The following is an 18,541-nucleotide window of genomic DNA, read 5'->3' on the forward strand; positions in this document are numbered from 1 at the left end:
GACGCCGCCTGCCGTCCGTACCAGCAGCAGCAGTAGAGGGGTCCAGGTGGCCTCCCGCGGCCAGATCCTGGCGCTGTCCGCGTCCGGGCTCGCCGCGCTGTGGGCGCTGGTCATGCTCACCGGCGCCGGCCAGAAGGCGTACGCGATGGGGTTCTTCTTCACGGAGTTCTTCGCCGGGGTGATCGCCCTGGTAGCGCTGAGCCTCACGGTGATGATGGGTCTGCTCTCCACCGACCGGCTGGTGCTGCTCATCCGGCACCGGGTCCTGTTGCAGTCCGCGCACCGGGCCACCGGCATCCTCGGGGTGGCCGGCCTGGGCTTCCACGTCATCACCAAGATCACCACTGGTCGGGCCGGGATGACGGACGCGGCCGTGCCCTTCGTCGGTGGGCGGGGCCTCTACGTCGGGCTCGGCACCATCGCCGCGCTGCTCATGGTGAGCGTGCTGTGGACCGGGATCATCCGGGCCCGGTTCGCCGACATTGGTCCCAAGTGGGTGTGGCGGGCCCTGCACTCCCTGGCGTACCTGTCCTGGCCGTTCGGCATCTTCCACGGCCTCGGGGCCGGCCGCCCGCCGGCCACCTGGGTCAGCCTGAGCTACGGACTCTGCGTGGTGCTGGTCGTGATGGCCCTGCTGGTCCGCCTCTCGGTGACCCTTCAGCGGCGCAGCCGGGAGCGACACCAGGCCGCCGCCCTGAACGAGGCGATGACCGGCAAGGGCAGCGACGAGACCCGGCCGAAGACCCTGCTCGGCAACCTGGCCAAGCGGGCCGGTGAGGGGGAGCGGACCCGCCGCGACACGAGTTGGGCGGAAAGCACCTCCGGTACCTGGGCCAGCCCCACCATCCGGCGCAACAACCCGGAGCGGTTCACCGTGCCGGTGGTCCCGCAGCCGGGCACCCTGCGCGAACCGGTCCGCCCCGGCCGGGAGCGCCGCGAGGAGGAGTTCGAGCCGGCCGCCCGGCGTACCTCCTGGCGCGAGGAGGAGGAACTGGAGCCGGCCCCGCGCCGAGTCCGGCGTGACGAGGACCTGGAACCGGCGCCGCGTCGGTCCCGACGGGACGAGGAGTCCAGCCGCCGACGCTCCGCCCGGCGCGAGGAGGACTACGAACCGGTGGCCCGCCGCTCCACCCGCCGCCGCGACGAGGACCTGGAGCCGGAGGTCGACCGGGAGCCGGGCGGTCGGCGCTACCGCGACGAGGAGGGGTACGGCCGGTCGCGGCGCTCGCGCTCCGAGGCGGAGGCCGGTACCCGCTATTCGGCACCCCCCGACCGGATCGTCGAGGAGCCGGAGGAGCCCTGGGACAGCCCACGCCGCTGGGAGTCCACCGCGCCGATCTCCGGTTCCCCCATCTCGGGCTCGCCGATCTCCGGTTCGCCGATCTCGGCGGCGCCGCGCAGCGGGGGTGGGCGGCACAGCGCCGACGACGAGGGGCCCGAGGCGGAGACCGACTACTGGCGGCCCCCGGCGCGGTACGCCCCGGAGGAGGTCGCCGAGGACGACACCCCGACCCTGGTAGACCTGGCCGCCCGGCGGGCTAAGCGGGCCGCCGGAGACAGCCGGCGTCGCCGCCGGGCCGACCCGGACTCGGTAGACGGGGCCTACTGGGCCGGCCTGCGAGGGGAGGCCAGATGACGATGCGCACCACCGTGCCACCGGTCGCCTGTATCGGCGAGCCACGGCTCACCGCCGGGTTCGCCGAGTTCGGTCGCCTGGACCTGCGGGCGCACGACATGGTGCACGGCCCGATCAGCCCGATGGAGCCGTCGGCCCTGCTGCGGCTGGCCGAGGGCATCCAGCTCAAGGGCAAGGGCGGGGCCGGGTTCCCGTTCGCCCGGAAGCTGCGGGCGGTGCTGGAGTCCTGCGAGCGCCAGGACCTGCCCCCGGTGGTGGTGGTCAACGCCACCGAGGGTGAGCCGGCCAGCTGGAAGGACAAGGTCATCCTCACCCGGGCGCCGCACCTGATCCTCGACGGTGCCGCCCTGGCCGCCTTCGCCCTGGACGCCGAGGAGATCGTGCTCTGCGTGGCCGACGACCTGATCGGCCGGGACTCCCTGATGGAGGCGCTGGAGGAGCGCCGGATGCCGGTGCCGACCAGTGTGGTCACCGTGCCGCACCGCTTCATCAGCGGCGAGGGCGGTGCCCTGGTCAACGGGATCAACGGCCTGCCGCACATCCCGCCCGGTACGAAGAAGCGGTCCAGTGACTCCGGCGTCAACAACCTGCCCACCCTGCTGTCCAACGCCGAGACGTACTCCCAACTGGCCATCGCCGCCCGGCTGGGCCCGTACGAGTACGCAGCCCTGGGCACGGACGACGAACCCGGCACGGTGCTGCTGAGCATCACCGGCGCGGCCAAACGCCACGCGGTGGTGGAATGCGCCGCCGGCACCCCCCTGCGGGAGATCCTCGAACTCTGCGAGGTGCCCGAGGGGCCTGGCATCCTGATGGGCGGCTACCACGGCAAGTGGATCACCTGGGAGGCGGCGAACAAGGCCGAGGTCTCCCGCAAGGGGCTGGCCGCGGTCGGCGGCACCCTCGGCGCCGGCATCATCGTCCCGCTGGCCAACGACACCTGCCCGCTGGGCGAGGCCGCCCAGGTGGTGCGGTACCTGGCCGGGGAGTCCGCCGGGCAGTGCGGCCCCTGCAAGCGCGGGCTGCCGGACCTGGCCCGCGCCGTGGACCTGGCGGTCTCCGGCAGCGCCCCGGTGGAGGTCGTCCGCGCCGCCGCCGGAGACGTCAAGGGACGCGGCGCGTGCAGCCACCCGGACGGCACCTCCCGGTTCGCCCTGTCCGCGATGGAGGTCTTCGCCGAGGACCTGAAGAAGCACACCACCGGAGAAGGCTGCGGGCGACGGGTCAAGGGCGTGATGGGCCTGCCCGGTGCCCCCGACCCGGACCCGCAGAAGCTGGTCCTGGACTGGTCCCGCTGCGACGGTCACGGCCTCTGCGCCCACGTGGTACCGGACTTCATCCGGCTGGACCAGAACGGGTACCCGGCCTTCCCACCCACCCCCGTGCCCACCTGGCTGCGGGAGGGCGCCTCCAAGGCGGTCAAGGTCTGCCCGGAGCTGGCCCTGCGACTGACCAAGGCCTGAGAGCCGCCCGGCAGCCTCTGGCTGGCCGGCGGCGACGCTCGGCCAGCCAGGCCTGGACGGTGGCCGAGATCGCCCCGGGGTTCCGGGACACCGTGCCGATCGTCGGAGTGGCCGGGCTGGGCGAACACCGGGCGATGACCGACTTCGTCAGCGAGTTCGAGTTGGCGCCGGTGCCGCAGCTCGATGACCGGGAGGGTGCGCTCTGGCGGCGCTTCGGGGTCACCGAACAGAGCATCTTCGTGATCATCGATCGGGAGGGTCGGGTGATCCACAAGGGTTGGCTGGACGGGGAGGACCTCACCCGCCGGGTCACCGCCCTGGCCGCCTGATGCCGAGGTCGTACCGGCTTGGGGGACCCGGCTGATGGAGGCCACCCTGCTGCTGGCGTTGACCGCGGGGATGCTCGGGGCGGTCAACCCGTGCGGCTTCGCGATGCTGCCGGCGTACCTGTCGCTGCTGGTGGCCGGGGCTCCCGACAGCGGTGGCGCGGTACGGCGGGCGCTCACCGCCGCCGCGCTGACCCTCGGGTACGTCCTGGTGTTCGGTGCCTTCGGCCTGGCCCTGGCCCCCCTCCGCCGCCCCCCTGACCCCCGCGATCTTGCACTTTCTGTCCCGACAAAGGGGGCAGATGCGGACGTTTCAGCGACCAAAAGTGCAAGATCGCCGCAGAGGTCGAGGTCGAGGGCGCGGGGAGGGGAAGAGGGAGAGGGAGAGGGGTTAGCGGGGGGTCAGGCGGTCGGTGCCCAGGCGGTCGCGGAGGACCTCGGGGACCAGGACTGAGCCGTCGGGCTGCTGGAACTGTTCCAGGATGGCCGGGTACAGCCGGCTGGTGGCCAGGGCGGAACCGTTGAGGGTGTGGACGAAGCGGGTCTGCTTGCCGCCCGGCTCCCGGTAGCGGATGGCCGCCCGGCGGGCCTGGTAGTCACCGCCCCAGGAGACCGAGGAGACCTCCTTGTACTTGCCGGTGCTCGGCATCCACACCTCGATGTCTAGGGTCTTGCGCATCGAAGCGCTGGAGTCCCCGGCGGCCAGCAGACTGCGCTGGTAGTGCAGCCCCAGCCCCTCGACCAGGCTCTCCGCGTGGGTGACCATCTGCTCCAGGGCGGCCTCGGCCTGCTCGGGCAGGGTGAACTGGAAGATCTCCACCTTGTTGAACTGGTGGCCGCGGACCGTACCCCGCTCGTCCGAATGGGACCCGGCGGCCTCCCGCCGGTAGCAGGGGGTGTACGCGAACACCCGCAGCGGCAGCTTCGCGGTGTCCAGGATCTCGTCCTGGTACGCCCCGAGGATCGCGGTCTCCGCGGTGGGCAGCAGGAACTGTCCACGCGGGGCGGACTGCTTGTCCAGGTGGTAGACGTCGTCGTAGAACTTGGGGAACTGGCCGGCGGCGAAACCGGCCGTGTCCAGCAGCAGGTGCGGGGGGAGCAGGAACTCGTACCCGGCCTCGATGTTGCGCTCGATCAACCAGTTGATCAGCGCCCACTCCAGCCGGGCGCCCAGCCCGGTGTACATCCAGAAGCCCGACCCGCCCAGCTTGACCCCACGCTCGTGGTCGACCAGACCCAGCATCCGGCTCAACTCGACATGGTCTCGCAGCTTCTCGATGACCGGCGGGGAACCGAAGGTCTTGACCACCCGGTTGGCTTCCTTGCCACCGGAGATCACGTCGTCGGCGGGCAGGTTGGGCAGCTCGCTCATCACGGTACGCAGCCGGGACTGCACCTCGTCGAGCTCGGCCTCCAACTCGGCGACCTGCTTGCGCCCGGCCTCGTCGGTCATCTGCGGCTCGACACCGGCCCGCTTGGCCTGCGCGTACGCCCGGGCCTCGGCCTTGCGACGCTGCCGCTCCCCGTCGATCTCGGTGATCAGCCGGCGGCGTTCCCGGTCTAGGTGCTGGATCTCGTCCAGCGCCTGGTCGACCTCGGCGGCATCGAGCCGCTTGGCCAGCGCGGTCGCCACCGCGTCGCGATCCTTACGGATCAACTCCATGTCGAGCATGCTGCTCCGTACCTTCAGGTCAGGCGGACCCGCTGATGCTACCGCCGGACACCGACCGTGCTGCCTCCCGCACCCGACCCTCCTCCATCCGGGCCCGACCGGCCCGGCACACCCGCCCACACCACCGGTCCAGCGCTCACCGGCGGATCAGAGCGCGAGGCGGATCAGGCGTCAGCGTTCACAGGCGGATCGGCATCAGGATGGAGAAGGCGCCCTGGTCGTCCGGGCGGCGGATGGTCAGCGGGGTGAGCGGGCTGTCGAGCTCCAGGGTCAGGTGCCGGCCGCCCGCCGCGTCCAGCGCATCGAGCAGGTAGTCGCCGTTGACGCCGACCCGCAGTTCGGTGCCGTCCGCGCCGACCCGGTCGCCGCCGTCGGTCAGGTCGCCGCCGTCGGTCAGGTCCTCCGGGCCGAGCAGACGGAGGCGGTCCGGGGTACCCAGGCCGAGCACGGTCACCGGCCAGGACCGGCCGGCGTACTCCCGCAGGAGGGTCGGTCCGCCCGCCCGCAACGCGGCGACCAGCCAATCCGCGTCGACCGGAACCCGCCGGGCGGCATCGGAGCGCGGCAGCAGCACGTGGTAGTCCGGAAACTCCTCCGGCAGGGCGGTGGCGCGCAGTTCCTGCTCGGCCACCCGGGCTACCAGCGACGAGGCGGACAGGACCAACTCGACCTCACCCTGCTCCGGGCCATTGGGAGAGGGGGTGTCCAGCAGGCGGCGCAGGGCCTCCACCGCCGCCAGGGGCAGCAGGGTCCGCACCGGCGGGCCCTGCACCACCGCCTCGGCCGTCGCCACCGCCAACCGGTGCCGGTCGGTGGCCACCAGTTCCAGGCCGGTGCCGGTCACCTCGAACAGCACCCCGGTCAACCCCGGCACCGCCGGGTCGGTGCCGACGGCGAACCGTACGGCGTCCATGGCGGCGACCAGCGCGGCACCGGTCAGGGTCAGCCGGGTCAGGGTGGCGGGCCGCTCGGCCGGCAGCAGGGACCGGATCCGGGACACCTCGCAACGAGCGTCGGCCAACCCCTGCTCCAGCCGCCGCAGGTGGGTGTCCAGGAGCCGGTGCACCACGGCCGGTTCGGCGCGTACCGCCTCGGCGATCTCGGCCACCGGCATGCCGGCCCGGCGTAGCCCGGCCACCAGCCGGGCGGGCGCCACCTGGTCGTGGGTGTAGCGGCGGTAGCCGGTCACCGGGTCGACCCGGGCGGGCACCAGCACCCCGGCGGCGTCGTAGAACCGCAGGGCGCTCACCGTCAGTCCGCTGGCCCGAGCCAACTCGCCGATGCTGCGCAGGTCACTGTCCACCCCTCAGATCGTGCCCCCTCGACCTGCTTGAGGGTCAAGCCGCTGTCGGGTGTTAACAGGGGGCCCCTGCTCTACACCAGGCGTTAAGAAGGTGCCCTTCCTTCGTCCAGGACCTCGAAGGTCAGGCCGGCGGCGGTCAGGCGGTGCAGCAGGGCGTCGCCCATCGCGGTTACCGGGGTGACCTGCCCGGCGGTGGGCGGCAGGTCGTCCAGGGCCAGGCAGAGGGCCGACTCGGCGAGCATCTTCGCGGTCTCGTCGTACCCGGGATCTCCGCCGGCCACCTCGGTGACCACCCGTCGGTCGCCGCCGCGACCGACGAACCGGACCCGGAACCACGACCTGGCCCGCTGCTCCGGGCTGGGTCCCTGCCCGGAGGCGAGTCGGCCGAGCAGCCATCGCCGGGTCGGCGGCAGTTTCACCAGGGCGGTCAGGGCCCCCAGACCGGCACCGGCGGCCAGCACGGTCGGCAGTCGCCGTACCGCCGCGAAGTGTCGGTAACGGAAGTCCGGGCCGTACTCCGGGCGGGCCGCGGCGGATCGGCGGACCACCTGGGGGTCGATGGTGGGCAGGGGTACCGCCCAGACCGGCAGGTCGCGGGAGCGGGCCACCTTGCCGGGCACGGCCCGCACCTGGCGGCCGGTCGGGCGGGGCTCCACCGCGCGGCGTTCGCGGGCCGCCCGGGCGGTCTCGGCGGTACGCGAGAAGGCGGTCAACGCGGAGTGGTAGGTGCCGGCGGAGACCCGGCCACCGGCGCGTACGTAGCCGTCCACGGTGATCGGCACCTCGGCGGGCAGGTGCTTGATGGTGAACCAGACCCCCAGGTCATGGGGGATGGAATCGAACCCGCAGGCGTGCACCAGGCGGGCGCCGGTGCGTACCGCCTCGGCGTGGTGGCGCACGTACATCAGGTCGACGAACTCCGGTTCCCCGGTGATGTCCAGGTAGTCCGTGCCGGCGGCGGCGCAGGCGGCCACCAGCGGCTCCCCGTGCCGGATGTACGGCCCTACCGTGCTGGCCACCACCCGGGCGGCCTCCGCCACCGCCCGCAGCGACCCCGGGTCGGTGACCTCGGCGGTGAGCAGGGGCAGGGTGGCCAGGGCTGGGTCGATCGCGGCCAGCCGGTCACGGACGGCGGCCAGCTTGTCCGGGTTGCGTCCGACGATCGCCCACCGCAGCCCGGGTGGGGCGTGTCGGGCGAGGTATTCGGCGGCCAGCCCGCCGGTGAAGCCGGTAGCCCCGAACAACACGATGTCGTACGCCCGCTCCGCCGTCATCCCGCGATGATGCCAGGCCGCCCGGTCAACCGCTCGCTACCGCCGTGTCCGCACTCAGCCCGCGCGGCCGGTCGGCGGCACCTCCCCGGTCTCGGCCAGCTGCTTGGCCTGCCACAACGCGTGCCGGACCGCCAGCCGGGGGTCGTCTGCGACCAGATGCGCACCCAGCCCGGTGGGGTCGGCCACCGGCCGGGCGGCCAGTTCGGTGCGTCGCCCGTCGGGCGGGCCGCGCAGCTCCACCTGGACGGCCCCGTCCAGCCGACGCAGCGGCTCCGGCCAGATCCCGGCCGGCAGCACCTCCTCGGGCGGCCGGGCGATGGCGATCACCTGCCAGGACCGGGTCCCTCCGGGGGGCGCACCGGTCCGGCCGCGCAGCCGACGGCCCAGGGCGGTGCGCAGGGCCCGCAGGGTGGCCGTACCGAGGACGCCGAGCACCGCGAAGCCCGTTCCCACCCGTCCCACCGGTACCCCTTCCGTCGGCCGATCTCCACCCTGACCGGGGTCGGGGTGAACCCGGCTCCCCCCGAAGGGGTGAACCGCCCGGGGCCGGGTAACCGCCGGCCGCAGGACCCCAGGGGGAGGGGACACACGGCCGTGGGGGTGGGGGACCGGATGGCGCAGGACCGCAGAAACCTCCGGACCGCCGTACCGGGCGCTCCACCCGTGCTGGCCTCCCGGCTGTCCCCGGCCGCCCTGCCCGAACCGGTGGTGCTGCGCCCCCGGCTGGCCCGGCTGCTGGACGAGGCCGTGGCCCGACCGGTCACCCTGCTGCGCGCCCCGGCAGGCTGGGGAAAGACGACGGTGCTGGCCTCGTGGCGGCAGGCGGTCACCCAGGCGGGTGGGGCAGGACCGGCCTGGGTCTCCGTCGAGGCCGGGGACGACGCGGACCGGCTCTGGGCCTACCTGGCGGCGGCCCTGCGCTCGAGCATCGAGGCGGACCCGACGGCGACCCCGATCCCTGATCGGCCGCCCGGACCGGACGAGTTGGAGGTGCTGGCCGCCGCCCTGGCCGCCCGGGAACAGCCGGTGGTGCTGATCCTGGACGACCTGCACCGGGTCACCGATCCGGCGGCGGTGACCGGGCTGGAGTTCCTGCTGCGGCACACGGACCAGCGGCTGCGCCTGGTGATGGCCGGGCGTCACGGCCCACCCCTGGCGGTGCAGCGACTGCGGCTGGCCGGTGAGTTGACCGAGATCGGCCGGGAGGAGTTGGCCTTCACCGGCGACGAGATCGCCGACCTGCTGACCGCGCACGGGGCGGCGGTGCCGGTGGCGGCGGTACGGCGGCTGCGGCAGCGGACCGAGGGCTGGCCGGCGGCCCTGCGCATCGCCGCCCTGGCCCTGCGCCAGCAGTCGGATCCGGAACGATGGATCGACCAGCTCGGGGCCGACCAGCCGGAGATCGCCGGCTACCTGCGCGAGGAGGTGCTCGCCGGGCTGGCCCCGCAGGACCGGGAGCTGCTGCGCCGGGCCGCGGTGGCGGACACCGTCTGCGTCGGGCTGGCCGGCGCGCTGACCGGGAACCCGGCCGTCGAGGAGCGGCTGAGTGCTCTGGCCGAGGACGCCGGGTTGCTGCACCACGACGGGGGCAGCCCGGCGTGGTACCGCTGCCATCCCCTCCTGGCCGACCTGCTGCACCGCGAGTTGGCTCGACTGTCCGCCGAGGAACTGCGTGACCTGCACCTAAACGCCCAGGGCTGGTACGCCGACAACGGTCGGCCGGCCGAGGCCCTGCGGCACGCCCTGGCCGCGCAGGACTGGATCACCGCGGTCGACGTGTTCGTCACCCGATGGCCGGAACTAGTCCCGGCGGGCCGGGGGGACCGATCCGGACCGCCGCCCCCGGCACCCCCGCCGGAGGCGGTGACCCGGGATCCGGAACTCGCCCTGGCCTGCGCCGTCGAGCGGGCCCTGCACGGCGACCGGGAGGCGGCCGAGACCCGACTGCGGCTGGCCGCCGAGCCCGCCCGCCGACTCCCCGAGCCCCGCCGGACCCGGTACCGCCGGCTGGCCGCCGCCGCAGACCTCGCCCTGGCCCGGCTGACCGACAACCCCGCGGCCGTACGCACAGCCGCCACCCGGTTGCTCGCCACCAGTTCCTTCAAGGGGGGTGTTCCGGGCGCGCAGGACGCGGGTGCCGCCGTCACTGCCTCCCCGGGGGCCCTGGACGCGCCGGAACCCGCCGCCGGTGTGCCGCGTACCGCAGACAGTGCCGACGTGGCGGCGGTGGCCGGCGCGGAGTTGGCTCGGCTGGCCCTGGAGGCCGGGGAGTTGACCGAGGCGGCGCAGGGGTTCGAGGGGGCGTTGTCGGCGGCCCGGGTGGCCGGCCGACTCCGCCCGGAGCTGGTCTGTGCCAGCCGTGGGGCACTGCTGGCGGCGCTGCGCGGCAACCTGCGGGCGGCCGAGGAGATGGCCCGTGCCGCCCTCGCCCTGCCCCCCTGTCAGGGCTGGTCGGCGCCGCTGGACTGCGGCTACGCGTACCTGGCCCTGGGGTTGGTGGCGCTGTGCCGGGACCAGCCGGCGGAGGCGGCGGCGAACCTCACCCTGGCCGCGGCGGCCACCGGCGACCCCCCGGTCGGGGCGGTGGCGGCCTGGTGCCAGTCCCTGCTGAGCCGGGACGAGGGGGACCTGGGGCAGGCGCACCGCCTGCTCGTGGCGGCCCGGGAGTGCTGGTCGCCGCGAACCGGCCCGTTGGCGGCCGGGCTGCTCGCCGCCGACTTGGAGCTGCACGCCGCCCGGGGTGACCTGGCCACCGCCCGTGAGCTGGCGGCCGGTGCGATGGCGCAGGTCAGCACCCCCGGGCGGGACGAGTCCACGGCCGTGCTGGCGGTGGCGGCGGCCCGGGTGGAGCTGCGGGCCGGTGACCCGCACGCCGCCGCCCGGCTGCTGCCGGACTGGGCGGCCGAAACGGCAGCCGACTGGCCCCTGCCGGTACGCCTGGACGCCGCGCTGCTGGACGCGGTGCTGGCGGCCACCGAGGGCGACCACCGCCGGGCGGGGCGCATTCTGGAACGGGCCCTCGACCTGGCCGCCCCCGACGGTCATCGTCGGTCCTTCCTGCGGGCCGAGCCGGGCCTGCGGGACCTGCTGGCCGCTCACCTGGACGCCGGTACGGCGCACTGGCCGATGGTCAGCGACCTGGTCCGGGCGGTGGACACCTCGGCGGAATCGACCACCTCGGGTACCTCCGTGGCGGCGGCTCTGGACGAGCCCCTGACCGAGCGGGAGCTGACCATCCTGCGCTACCTGCAGAGCATCCTGTCCAATGTGGAGATAGCTGCCGAACTGTCGGTGTCGGTGAACACCGTCAAGACCCACGTACGCAACATCTACCGCAAACTCGACGCCACCCGCCGCCGCGACGCGGTCCGCCGCGCCCGCGAACTACACCTCATCTAGAGATCCGGTGCGGGTTCGCGGGCGGGCGGCGGGACGGCCGGTCAGTCGCCGGCGGCGTCGACCGTGGCCAGCAGGGTGGCCAGGTCGAAGTCCCCGTCATGCCGGGTGCCGTTGACGAACAGGGTGGGGGTGGCCTCCACCCCGCTGCGGATGCCGCCGACGAAGTCGCGCCGGATCCGGTCGCCGCCGACCTGCCGTCCGGTCTCCGCCTCCACCTCGGCCACGGGCAGCCCTAGCTGCTCCACACCGAGCATCAGGTGCACCGGGTCCAACTCCTCCTGGTGCTCGTAGAGCCAGTCGTGCAGCTCCCAGAACCGCCCCCGTCGCCCGGCGCCCTCGGCCGCCTCGGCGGCCATCTCGGCGTACGGGTGCATGTTCGCGATGGGGAAGTGCCGGTAGACCAGGCGGACGGTGTCGGACCGTTGCCGGAGCAGCTCGCGCAGGTTGGCGTGCGCCTGGCCGCAGTAGGGGCACTGGTAGTCGCCGTACTCGACGATGGTCACCGGCGCGTCCATCGGCCCTCGGACGTGATCGCGTTCCGTGACGGGGGTGCGGAGCCGCGCAGTGACCTGCAATGGGGTGGTCAGCTGATCGGTCATGACTGCCAGGCTGCTACCCGGCCGGGTGAGGGCGGGTCACCCGGCCGGGGTGGTCAGGGCAGCGCCGCCTGCCGCACCCTGATGCCATTGCTGACCCCCCGTACGCCGTCGAGCCGTTCGACCGACTCCAGCGCGGCCCGCCGCTGGTACTCCCATTCGACCTCGCCGTGCAGGGTGACCCAGCCCTGCGAGACCGTCAGATCCAGCTGCTCGACCGGTACGAAGGCGTGCCACTGCAGGGCGTGCTGGACCGCCCTGGCGATCTCCGGATCGGCGGGCTCCGCCCCGGTGACCAGCCGTACGGCCACGTCGTTGGCGACCGCCCGCACCTGGGCCACCCGGTGGGCCGCCCGTTCCGCCGCCCACTTCTCGGCGTAGCTGTCCACCCGACCGGTCAGGGTCACCACCCCCTCGACCACGCTCACCCCGATCTCCTGCGGCTGCACCCGAGGCTCCCAGCCCAGCTCGTCGAGCACCGCAGCTCGAATCTCCTGATCCCTGCGCTGAACCTCCGAAACACTCCCCATCACCCGACTCCTCCCCTCACCGACCCGGCCGCACCCCTCCCGCCTCCTGGGTCGATCAAGGTGGGTGGGATGGGCCGTGTTCGTGGGTCAGCCTGGTGGTGGGGTGGGTGAGGGGGGCTCGCCCGGGTGGGAGGAGATCTGCGTGGGAGCGCTTCCATTGATCTCGATGACGGGTTAGGCTGAGGCATTCCTCGGGTGCGGGAGCCGTCGCGCCGGTGCCGGAGCCAGGGCAGCTCCGACGGGTTTTCCCTGTGCGTCCAGCCTGACCCCGACACGGGGTGTGTGGGGTGTCTGCCCCCCGAGAGGAACCCAGATGCGGAGAAGTTTCGTCAGTGCGGTGGTGGCCGCCCTGGTCGCCGTCACGGCGGTGGTGGCGTTGCCGCTTGCCGCCTCCTCGGCTCCGGCCGAAAAGGCCGCCACGGAGGCGTACGACTGGCGCAACGTCCGGATCGATGGCGGCGGCTTCGTACCCGGCATCATCTTCAACCCCACCGAGCGGAACCTGATCTACGCCCGGACGGACATCGGCGGGGCGTACCGGTGGGATCAGTCCTCCCAATCCTGGATCCCGTTGCTGGACTGGGTGGGCGAGGACCGCTGGGGCTGGAACGGGGTGGTCAGCCTGGCCACCGACCCGGTACAGACCAACCGGGTGTACGCCGCGGTGGGCATGTACACCAACGACTGGGACCCGAACAACGGCGCGATCCTGCGCTCCACGGACAAGGGCGACACCTGGCAGGCGTTCGAGCTGCCGTTCAAGAATGGCGGCAACATGCCCGGCCGGGGCATGGGGGAGCGGCTGGCCGTGGACCCCAACCGCAACAGTGTCGTCTACTACGCCGCCGAGGGCGGCAACGGCCTGTGGCGCAGCACCGACCACGGCGCCACCTTCGCCAAGGTGACCGGCTTCCCCAATGTCGGCAACTACGTAGCCGACCCGAACGACAGCAGCGGCTACCAGTCCCAGAACCAGGGCCTGACCTGGGTCAGCTTCGACAAGTCCACCGGTACGGCCGGCAACCTCACCCAGACCATCTACGTCGGGGTGGCCGACAAGCAGAACCCGGTCTATCGCAGCACGAACGGTGGCAGCACCTGGGAGCGGATCCCGGGGCAGCCCACCGGATACCTGGCCCACAAGGGAGTGGTCGATCATGTCGGCGGCCACCTCTACATCGCCACCAGCGACACCGGCGGGCCGTACGACGGCGGCAAGGGTGACGTCTGGAAGTTCACCCGGTCCACCGACACCTGGACCCAGATCAGTCCGGTGCCCTCGAGCAGCGCCGACGCCTACTTCGGCTACAGCGGACTGACCATCGACCGGCAGAATCCGAACACCCTGATGGTGGCCACCCAGATCTCCTGGTGGCCGGACGCGATCTTCTGGCGCAGCACCGACGGGGGTGCCACCTGGAGCCGGATCTGGGACTGGGGCAGCTACCCCCAGCGGGTCAAGAAGTACACCATGGACATCAGTTCCGTGCCGTGGCTGACCTTCGGGGCCAACCCCCAGCCCCCGGAGGAGACACCGAAGCTGGGCTGGATGAACGAGTCCGTCGACATCGACCCGCACGACTCGGACCGGTTCATGTACGGCACCGGCGCGACCATCTACGGCAGCACCGACCTGACCCGGTGGGACACCGGCGGCACCATCACCATCCGGCCGATGGTCAAGGGCCTGGAGGAGACCGCCGTGCTCGACCTGATCAGCCCGCCCTCGGGCGCACCCCTGGTCAGCGCGCTCGGCGACATCGGCGGTTTCCGGCACACCGATCTCGACTCCGTACCGGCGATGATGTTCACCCAGCCGGTCTTCACCAGCACCACCAGCCTCGACTACGCCGAGGCCAACCCCTCGGTGATGGTCCGCGCCGGCGACTTCACCGACGCCGACCGGCCGGGCGACAGTCATGTCGCCTTCTCCACCGACGGCGGAGCGAACTGGTTCCAGGGCAGCGAACCCGCCGGGGTCAACCGGGGTGGCACGGTCGCCGCTGCCGCCGACGGCAGCCGATTCGTCTGGGCCCCCGGGGACGAGGGGCAGCGGGTCGTCCACTCGGTCGGCTTCGGAAACTCATGGACCGCCTCCACCGGCATCCCGGCCAACGCCATCGTGGAATCCGACCGGGTGAACCCGAGCAGGTTCTACGGATTCAGTGCCGGCCGGTTCTATGTGAGCACCAACGGTGGGGTCAGCTTCACCGCGTCCGCCGCGACCGGGCTGCCCACCACCGGAAACGTACGGTTCAAGGCCCTGCCCGGTAAGGAGGGCGAACTGTGGCTGGCTGGGCAGGGTGGGCTGTGGCGGTCCACCGATTCCGGAGCTACCTTCACCAGATCGGCCAGCGTCGACAGCGCGGGCAACATCGGCTTCGGTCGGGCGGCCCCCGGGCGGACCTACCCGGCCCTCTACCTGTTCGGCACGGTCGACGGCCAGCACGGGGTGCACCGCTCCGACGACACCGGCGCCACCTGGGTACGCATCAACGACGACCAGCACCAGTACGGCAACGCCGGTGACGCCCTCACCGGCGATCCCCGGATCTACGGGCGGGTCTACCTCGGCACCAACGGGCGGGGAATCCTGGTCGCGGACCGGGTCGGTGGTGATCCCACCCCGACCCCGACGAGCCCTTCCCCGGGCCCGACCACCCCGCCGCCGTCGCCCAGCGGTTCGTCCCCGTCCCCGACGCCCACCAGCCCGTCCCCGTCCCCGACCACCCCGCCGCCGACGGGCGGCTGCTCGGCCACCTACCACCTGGTCGGGCAGTGGCCGGGGGGTTTCCAGGGCGAGTTGGTGGTACGCAACGCCGGCCCGGCCCCGATCAGCGGCTGGACCCTGAGCTGGACCTTCCCGAGTGGGCAGCGGATCAGCCAGGCCTGGGGTGGCACCCACACCCAGACCGGGGCGACCGTGTCCCTGCGCGACGCCGGTTACAACGGCGCGCTGGCCCCCGGCGCCACCGCCACGGCCGGTTTCCTGGCCGGCACCTCCGGGGCCAACGATCCACCGACGACCATCACCTGCACCACTCGCTGACCGTCCACACCCGGTCAGCGCAGCGGGCCCCGTCCGACCTGGCCGGTCGGGCGGGGCCCGTCACCATGACGCGGGCGGGAGGTGCGGCCCTCGGTCAGCGGTCGGTCGTGGTGGGGGAGTCCGGGCGCTCGACATCGACGAACTCGATGTCGTCCACGGACCGGTCCTGGCTGCCGGCGGCCCGCGCGGCCGTTCCGGCGGCCCAGCCGATGGCCGCACCGACCAGGGCCGCGCCGATCAGCAAGGTCCACGGCAGGGCGGGGCTGCGACCGGCCAGGGCGTCGAAGGCCCGGGTGGCCCGGCGGCGGGCCTCCTCGGCGGCCGAACCCACCAGGTCCCCGGCGTCGTCGGCCAGCCCCATGGAGGTGTGCCGGGCGGAGCGGGTGGTGTCGCGGAGCGTGTCACCCGCGGTGTTCATCGCCGACACGAGGTGGTGCCAGGCGTCATCCGCGATCCGCTCCGGCTTGCTGCGGCGGTCCAGCAGGTTGGTTCCGAACATGTGGTTTCCTCCTCGACGGTGCCGAGGCAGGTGCCCGCAGGAGACCTCCTCGGCGGCTTGCCCGGCGTGCGGCGGGGTGCGCCTGCCGAGGCTGTGCCCCGTCCGCTATCGGCGCAAACCACGACGAGATGATCCTCGGGTTCCCCTACCTCCCGCACCCCGCCGAGGCACGCGGAAACGGTCAATCGTGATGCTAGGCACATCCAGCCCCTGGTCGCAGGCCTGCCACCAGGGGTGCAGGCCCTCGGGAGGTCGCCTCGGCGCGCCGGATATCGAAACCGTTGGCGTCGGCCCGCTACCCTGGTTCGGCGGCGTGGGCTGGCGCGCGACGTGGACTGGCGGCCAGCGCGTCGAGTGATAGGACATGAAAATTCCGGACGAAGGGGACGTGAGATGCCCCTGTCCGCGAATTGCTCATCCCGAGGGGTGGCGACCGAGGCCGTTGGAGGAATACTCTCGGTCGCGGCCCGCGTACTGATGAGGCGCCCGTCGTACGGGCGAGTGGAGGTGCTCGCGTGAGCCTGTCGATCCTTCAGACGGTTCGGCCTGGTGGTGTCATCGAGATCGCCCCCCGAGGGGAGATCGACGTCGACACCGCGTACGAGGTGAAAGAGGCCATTGCCGAGGTGCTGGCCAAGGGGCGGCCGGCCCGGATCGAGCTCAACATGCGGCTGGTCACCTTCATCGACTCGGTGGGCATCAGCGCGATGGTCGCCGGATTCCAGACCGCCGAGGTCAGTGGTGTGAAGTTGGTCGTCACCGAGCCGAGCCGGTTCGTGCACCGGCAACTCTGGGTGACCGGCCTGCTCGGTCTGTTCGGTGCCCCCGAGCCGTACTACGCGGGGGCCGCCGCGACACCCGAGGTCCTGCCGGGGGCCTGAGGCCCTCAGTCGGGATCCAGACCTGACAGATCAATATCGGTCGCCTCGGTGAGGGCCCGGATGGCCGTTACCGAGGCGTAACCCTCGGCCAGCAGGGCCAGGTCGGTGCCGGGCTGCACCGCCTGACCGGGCTGCTCCAGCGAGGTACGCACGAATCCCTGACCGGATTCGGCGACCGTCATCTGCACCTGACCGAAGGTGGCCAGGGTGCCCCGGCGTATCCCACGCAGCCGCCCGAAGGGCAGATCCGGTGCGTTGACGTTGAGCACGCTCGCCACCTGTCCGGTGAGCAGCCGAGGCAGCAGGTCCAGGGCTACCCGGGCGGCCGTGTCCCAGTGTCGGTCGACATCGCGTACCCGGGCGGCTTCGGCCACCGCCGCACCCCCGCTGGCGGCGGTAGCCTCACCGGCCGAGAGCACGTCCAGGGACACCGCCATCGCCGGGCAACCGTTGGCCACCGCGGTGAAGGCCGCGCCCACCGTGCCGGAGTGCAGCACCGCCCGGCCGGCATTGGCGCCCCGATTGATTCCGGACAGCAGCACCTGCGGGGGTGGCCCGAAGGCACCGTGCACGGCGATCAGGGCGATGAACCCGGGAGAACCCCCCACCGCGAACGCCGGGGTGGTCGCCAATTCCGGCAGGGGATGGTCGTGGACCACCACCCTGCCCTCCTCCTCCACCGCCCGCATCGCGGCGCTGGTGCCGCTGGCCTCCTCGAAGGGGGCGGCCACCACCACCTCCAGGCCCCGGGCGACCGCGGCTCGGGCCAGCGAGTGGAGGCCGGGGGCGGAGATCCCGTCGTCATTGGTGATCAGTACCCGCAGGGTCATCGGCCGCCTGCCCGGTGGGCCCACTCGTCCGGGGTGGTGCGGAACTGCGGCCGGTTGCCGGCCGGCACCAACTCGACCCGGTCGACCAGACCGGTGATCGAATCCAGTCGTCCGGTGCCCAGCCCGTGCCGGGTGACATTCAGCGCGCCGGCCGCAGCCCCGGTGCGGATCGCGGTACGGATGTCGCCGCCCCGGGCCACCACGGCCGCCACCCCGGCGGTCATCGAGTCCCCCGCGCCCCGCGGGTCGGCCGCCTCCAACCGGGGCATCCGTACCTCGAACACCTCGCCGTCGAGCAGGGTCAGGGCCGGTTTGTCGGCCCGGCTGACCAGCACGTTGTCCGCGCCGGCGGTGTGCAGGTCGTACAGGGCGGTGATGAGCTGATCCTGATCCTCACCGGCGGCCCGCCCGTCCGCGATCAACTCCTCGTGGCTGACCTTGAGGAAGAACACCCCGCTGTCCAGGACGGCCGTCAGGTGTTCGCCGCTGAGGTCGACCACCACCGGGCTGCCGTTGGCGCACAGATCGGCCGCGAAGCGGCGGTACAGGTCCGGCGGTACCAGGCTGGGGTGATTGGGGCCGCTCAACACGCACACCGCCGCTCGCAGTCCCTCGCTGAGGGCCAGGTTGTACAGCTCGTCCAACTCGTGGCGGCTCAACGGCTGACCGGGCACGTCGATGATCTCCCGCCGGCTGCCCTCCCGGCGGTCGTGCACGTACCCCCCGCTGCCGCCGGAGTCGCGGGCCACGACCTTGAGTTCCACCCCTTCGCTGACCAGCAACGGCTCCAGCACCTGCCCGATCTCGCCGCCCAGGGTGGTGCAGAGCACCACCTCGACACCGAGGGACAGCACCATCCGGGCCTGCCAGACCCCCTGCCCGCCGGGGTGCAGGTGCAGCTCCGGGGTGTCGTTGGGCTGGTCGACGGTGACGGTCAGCAGCGGCGTGGGCGCGAAGACCATGACGTGCCCGGTCACCGGAGCCACCCGCGGTTGTCGGGCCGGGTGAACCGGATGGTGGATTGCCTCATGCACTGCCCCCTCGTGGCGAAATGTCCACTTCACCCTCGACGGTAACCAAGGT

General features: G+C 72.7%; 14 protein-coding genes and 2 pseudogenes. 7 read left to right on the forward strand and 9 right to left on the reverse strand.

What is annotated here, in order from left to right:
• The first annotated feature begins 46 nt into the window (after positions 1 to 46).
• The 4 genes and pseudogenes from ABZ795_RS19505 to ABZ795_RS19520 all read left to right on the forward strand — a co-directional run.
• Positions 47 to 1,636 carry a ferric reductase-like transmembrane domain-containing protein gene (locus ABZ795_RS19505; RefSeq protein WP_357531363.1) on the forward strand — a complete coding sequence of 530 codons (1,590 nt, stop codon included), beginning with the start codon at positions 47 to 49 and terminating at the stop codon, positions 1,634 to 1,636.
• Entirely contained in the window at positions 1,633 to 3,099 is a 1,467-nt protein-coding gene (locus ABZ795_RS19510; RefSeq protein ID WP_357531364.1) for an NADH-ubiquinone oxidoreductase-F iron-sulfur binding region domain-containing protein, read from the forward strand. The genes ABZ795_RS19505 and ABZ795_RS19510 overlap by 4 nt, the downstream gene beginning before the upstream one ends.
• 59 nt (positions 3,100 to 3,158) lie before the next feature.
• On the forward strand, positions 3,159 to 3,428 hold the full coding sequence (locus ABZ795_RS19515) for a hypothetical protein (protein WP_327024616.1): 270 nt from the start codon (positions 3,159 to 3,161) through the stop codon (positions 3,426 to 3,428).
• Positions 3,429 to 3,462: 34 nt separating this feature from the next.
• Positions 3,463 to 3,669, forward strand: a pseudogene (locus ABZ795_RS19520) (cytochrome c biogenesis protein CcdA); the annotation flags it as partial.
• Between the two features lie 147 nt (positions 3,670 to 3,816).
• Here ABZ795_RS19520 and serS read toward each other — a convergent pair.
• The 4 genes from serS to ABZ795_RS19540 form a co-directional block, all read right to left on the reverse strand.
• Complete coding sequence (serS, locus tag ABZ795_RS19525) at positions 3,817 to 5,097, reverse strand: serine--tRNA ligase (RefSeq protein ID WP_357531365.1); 1,281 nt, start codon at positions 5,095 to 5,097, stop codon at positions 3,817 to 3,819.
• 178 nt (positions 5,098 to 5,275) lie between these two features.
• Positions 5,276 to 6,400 (reverse strand): MerR family transcriptional regulator, encoded by a 1,125-nt coding sequence (locus tag ABZ795_RS19530; RefSeq protein ID WP_357531366.1) that lies wholly within the window; start codon positions 6,398 to 6,400, stop codon positions 5,276 to 5,278.
• An 83-nt stretch (positions 6,401 to 6,483) separates the two neighbouring features.
• Entirely contained in the window at positions 6,484 to 7,674 is a 1,191-nt protein-coding gene (locus tag ABZ795_RS19535) for a saccharopine dehydrogenase NADP-binding domain-containing protein (protein ID WP_357531367.1), read from the reverse strand.
• Between the two features lie 54 nt (positions 7,675 to 7,728).
• Entirely contained in the window at positions 7,729 to 8,061 is a 333-nt protein-coding gene (locus ABZ795_RS19540; RefSeq protein ID WP_357531441.1) for a hypothetical protein, read from the reverse strand.
• Positions 8,062 to 8,286: 225 nt separating this feature from the next.
• Here ABZ795_RS19540 and ABZ795_RS19545 point away from each other — a divergent pair, with 225 nt between their 5' ends.
• Positions 8,287 to 11,073, forward strand: coding sequence for a LuxR C-terminal-related transcriptional regulator (locus ABZ795_RS19545; protein WP_357531368.1), 2,787 nt, complete (start codon positions 8,287 to 8,289; stop codon positions 11,071 to 11,073).
• A 41-nt stretch (positions 11,074 to 11,114) separates the two neighbouring features.
• Here the strand turns inward: ABZ795_RS19545 and ABZ795_RS19550 are convergent, their stop codons facing one another.
• Complete coding sequence (locus ABZ795_RS19550; protein ID WP_357531442.1) at positions 11,115 to 11,660, reverse strand: DsbA family protein; 546 nt, start codon at positions 11,658 to 11,660, stop codon at positions 11,115 to 11,117.
• Between the two features lie 77 nt (positions 11,661 to 11,737).
• A pseudogene (locus tag ABZ795_RS19555) lies at positions 11,738 to 12,199 on the reverse strand (BON domain-containing protein); the annotation flags it as partial.
• 313 nt (positions 12,200 to 12,512) lie between these two features.
• On the opposite strand from ABZ795_RS19555, the gene ABZ795_RS19560 reads away from it, so the two are divergent.
• The gene (locus ABZ795_RS19560) at positions 12,513 to 15,248 is read left to right on the forward strand and encodes a cellulose binding domain-containing protein (RefSeq protein WP_357531369.1); all 2,736 of its coding nucleotides are present in this window, start codon (positions 12,513 to 12,515) and stop codon (positions 15,246 to 15,248) included.
• Positions 15,249 to 15,342: 94 nt separating this feature from the next.
• On the opposite strand, the gene ABZ795_RS19565 is transcribed toward ABZ795_RS19560, so the two are convergent.
• Entirely contained in the window at positions 15,343 to 15,747 is a 405-nt protein-coding gene (locus ABZ795_RS19565) for a hypothetical protein (RefSeq protein WP_357531370.1), read from the reverse strand.
• A 515-nt stretch (positions 15,748 to 16,262) separates the two neighbouring features.
• On the opposite strand from ABZ795_RS19565, the gene ABZ795_RS19570 reads away from it, so the two are divergent.
• Positions 16,263 to 16,628, forward strand: a complete 366-nt coding sequence (locus ABZ795_RS19570) for an STAS domain-containing protein (RefSeq protein WP_111218982.1) — start codon at positions 16,263 to 16,265, stop codon at positions 16,626 to 16,628.
• Positions 16,629 to 16,633: 5 nt separating this feature from the next.
• Here the strand turns inward: ABZ795_RS19570 and ABZ795_RS19575 are convergent, their stop codons facing one another.
• Both ABZ795_RS19575 and ABZ795_RS19580 read right to left on the reverse strand, forming a co-directional pair.
• On the reverse strand, positions 16,634 to 17,458 hold the full coding sequence (locus ABZ795_RS19575; RefSeq protein ID WP_357531371.1) for a 5'/3'-nucleotidase SurE: 825 nt from the start codon (positions 17,456 to 17,458) through the stop codon (positions 16,634 to 16,636).
• Entirely contained in the window at positions 17,455 to 18,435 is a 981-nt protein-coding gene (locus tag ABZ795_RS19580) for a PfkB family carbohydrate kinase (RefSeq protein ID WP_357531372.1), read from the reverse strand. The genes ABZ795_RS19575 and ABZ795_RS19580 overlap by 4 nt, the downstream gene beginning before the upstream one ends.
• Between the last annotated feature and the right edge of the window lie 106 nt (positions 18,436 to 18,541).

Origin of the sequence: Micromonospora sp. NPDC047134, assembly GCF_040643455.1 — a bacterium.
Taxonomy (GTDB): domain Bacteria; phylum Actinomycetota; class Actinomycetes; order Mycobacteriales; family Micromonosporaceae; genus Micromonospora.

Bases quoted from the DNA above. Each gene is read 5' to 3' on its own strand.
- ABZ795_RS19510 (WP_357531364.1), top strand. From the start codon at position 1,633: ATGACGATGCGCACCACCGTGCCACCGGTCGCCTGTATCGGCGAGCCA.
- ABZ795_RS19535 (WP_357531367.1), bottom strand. From the start codon at position 7,674: ATGACGGCGGAGCGGGCGTACGACATCGTGTTGTTCGGGGCTACCGGC.
- ABZ795_RS19565 (WP_357531370.1), bottom strand. From the start codon at position 15,747: ATGTTCGGAACCAACCTGCTGGACCGCCGCAGCAAGCCGGAGCGGATC.
- ABZ795_RS19545 (WP_357531368.1), top strand. From the start codon at position 8,287: ATGGCGCAGGACCGCAGAAACCTCCGGACCGCCGTACCGGGCGCTCCA.
- ABZ795_RS19560 (WP_357531369.1), top strand. From the start codon at position 12,513: ATGCGGAGAAGTTTCGTCAGTGCGGTGGTGGCCGCCCTGGTCGCCGTC.
- serS (WP_357531365.1), bottom strand. From the start codon at position 5,097: ATGCTCGACATGGAGTTGATCCGTAAGGATCGCGACGCGGTGGCGACC.
- ABZ795_RS19575 (WP_357531371.1), bottom strand. From the start codon at position 17,458: ATGACCCTGCGGGTACTGATCACCAATGACGACGGGATCTCCGCCCCC.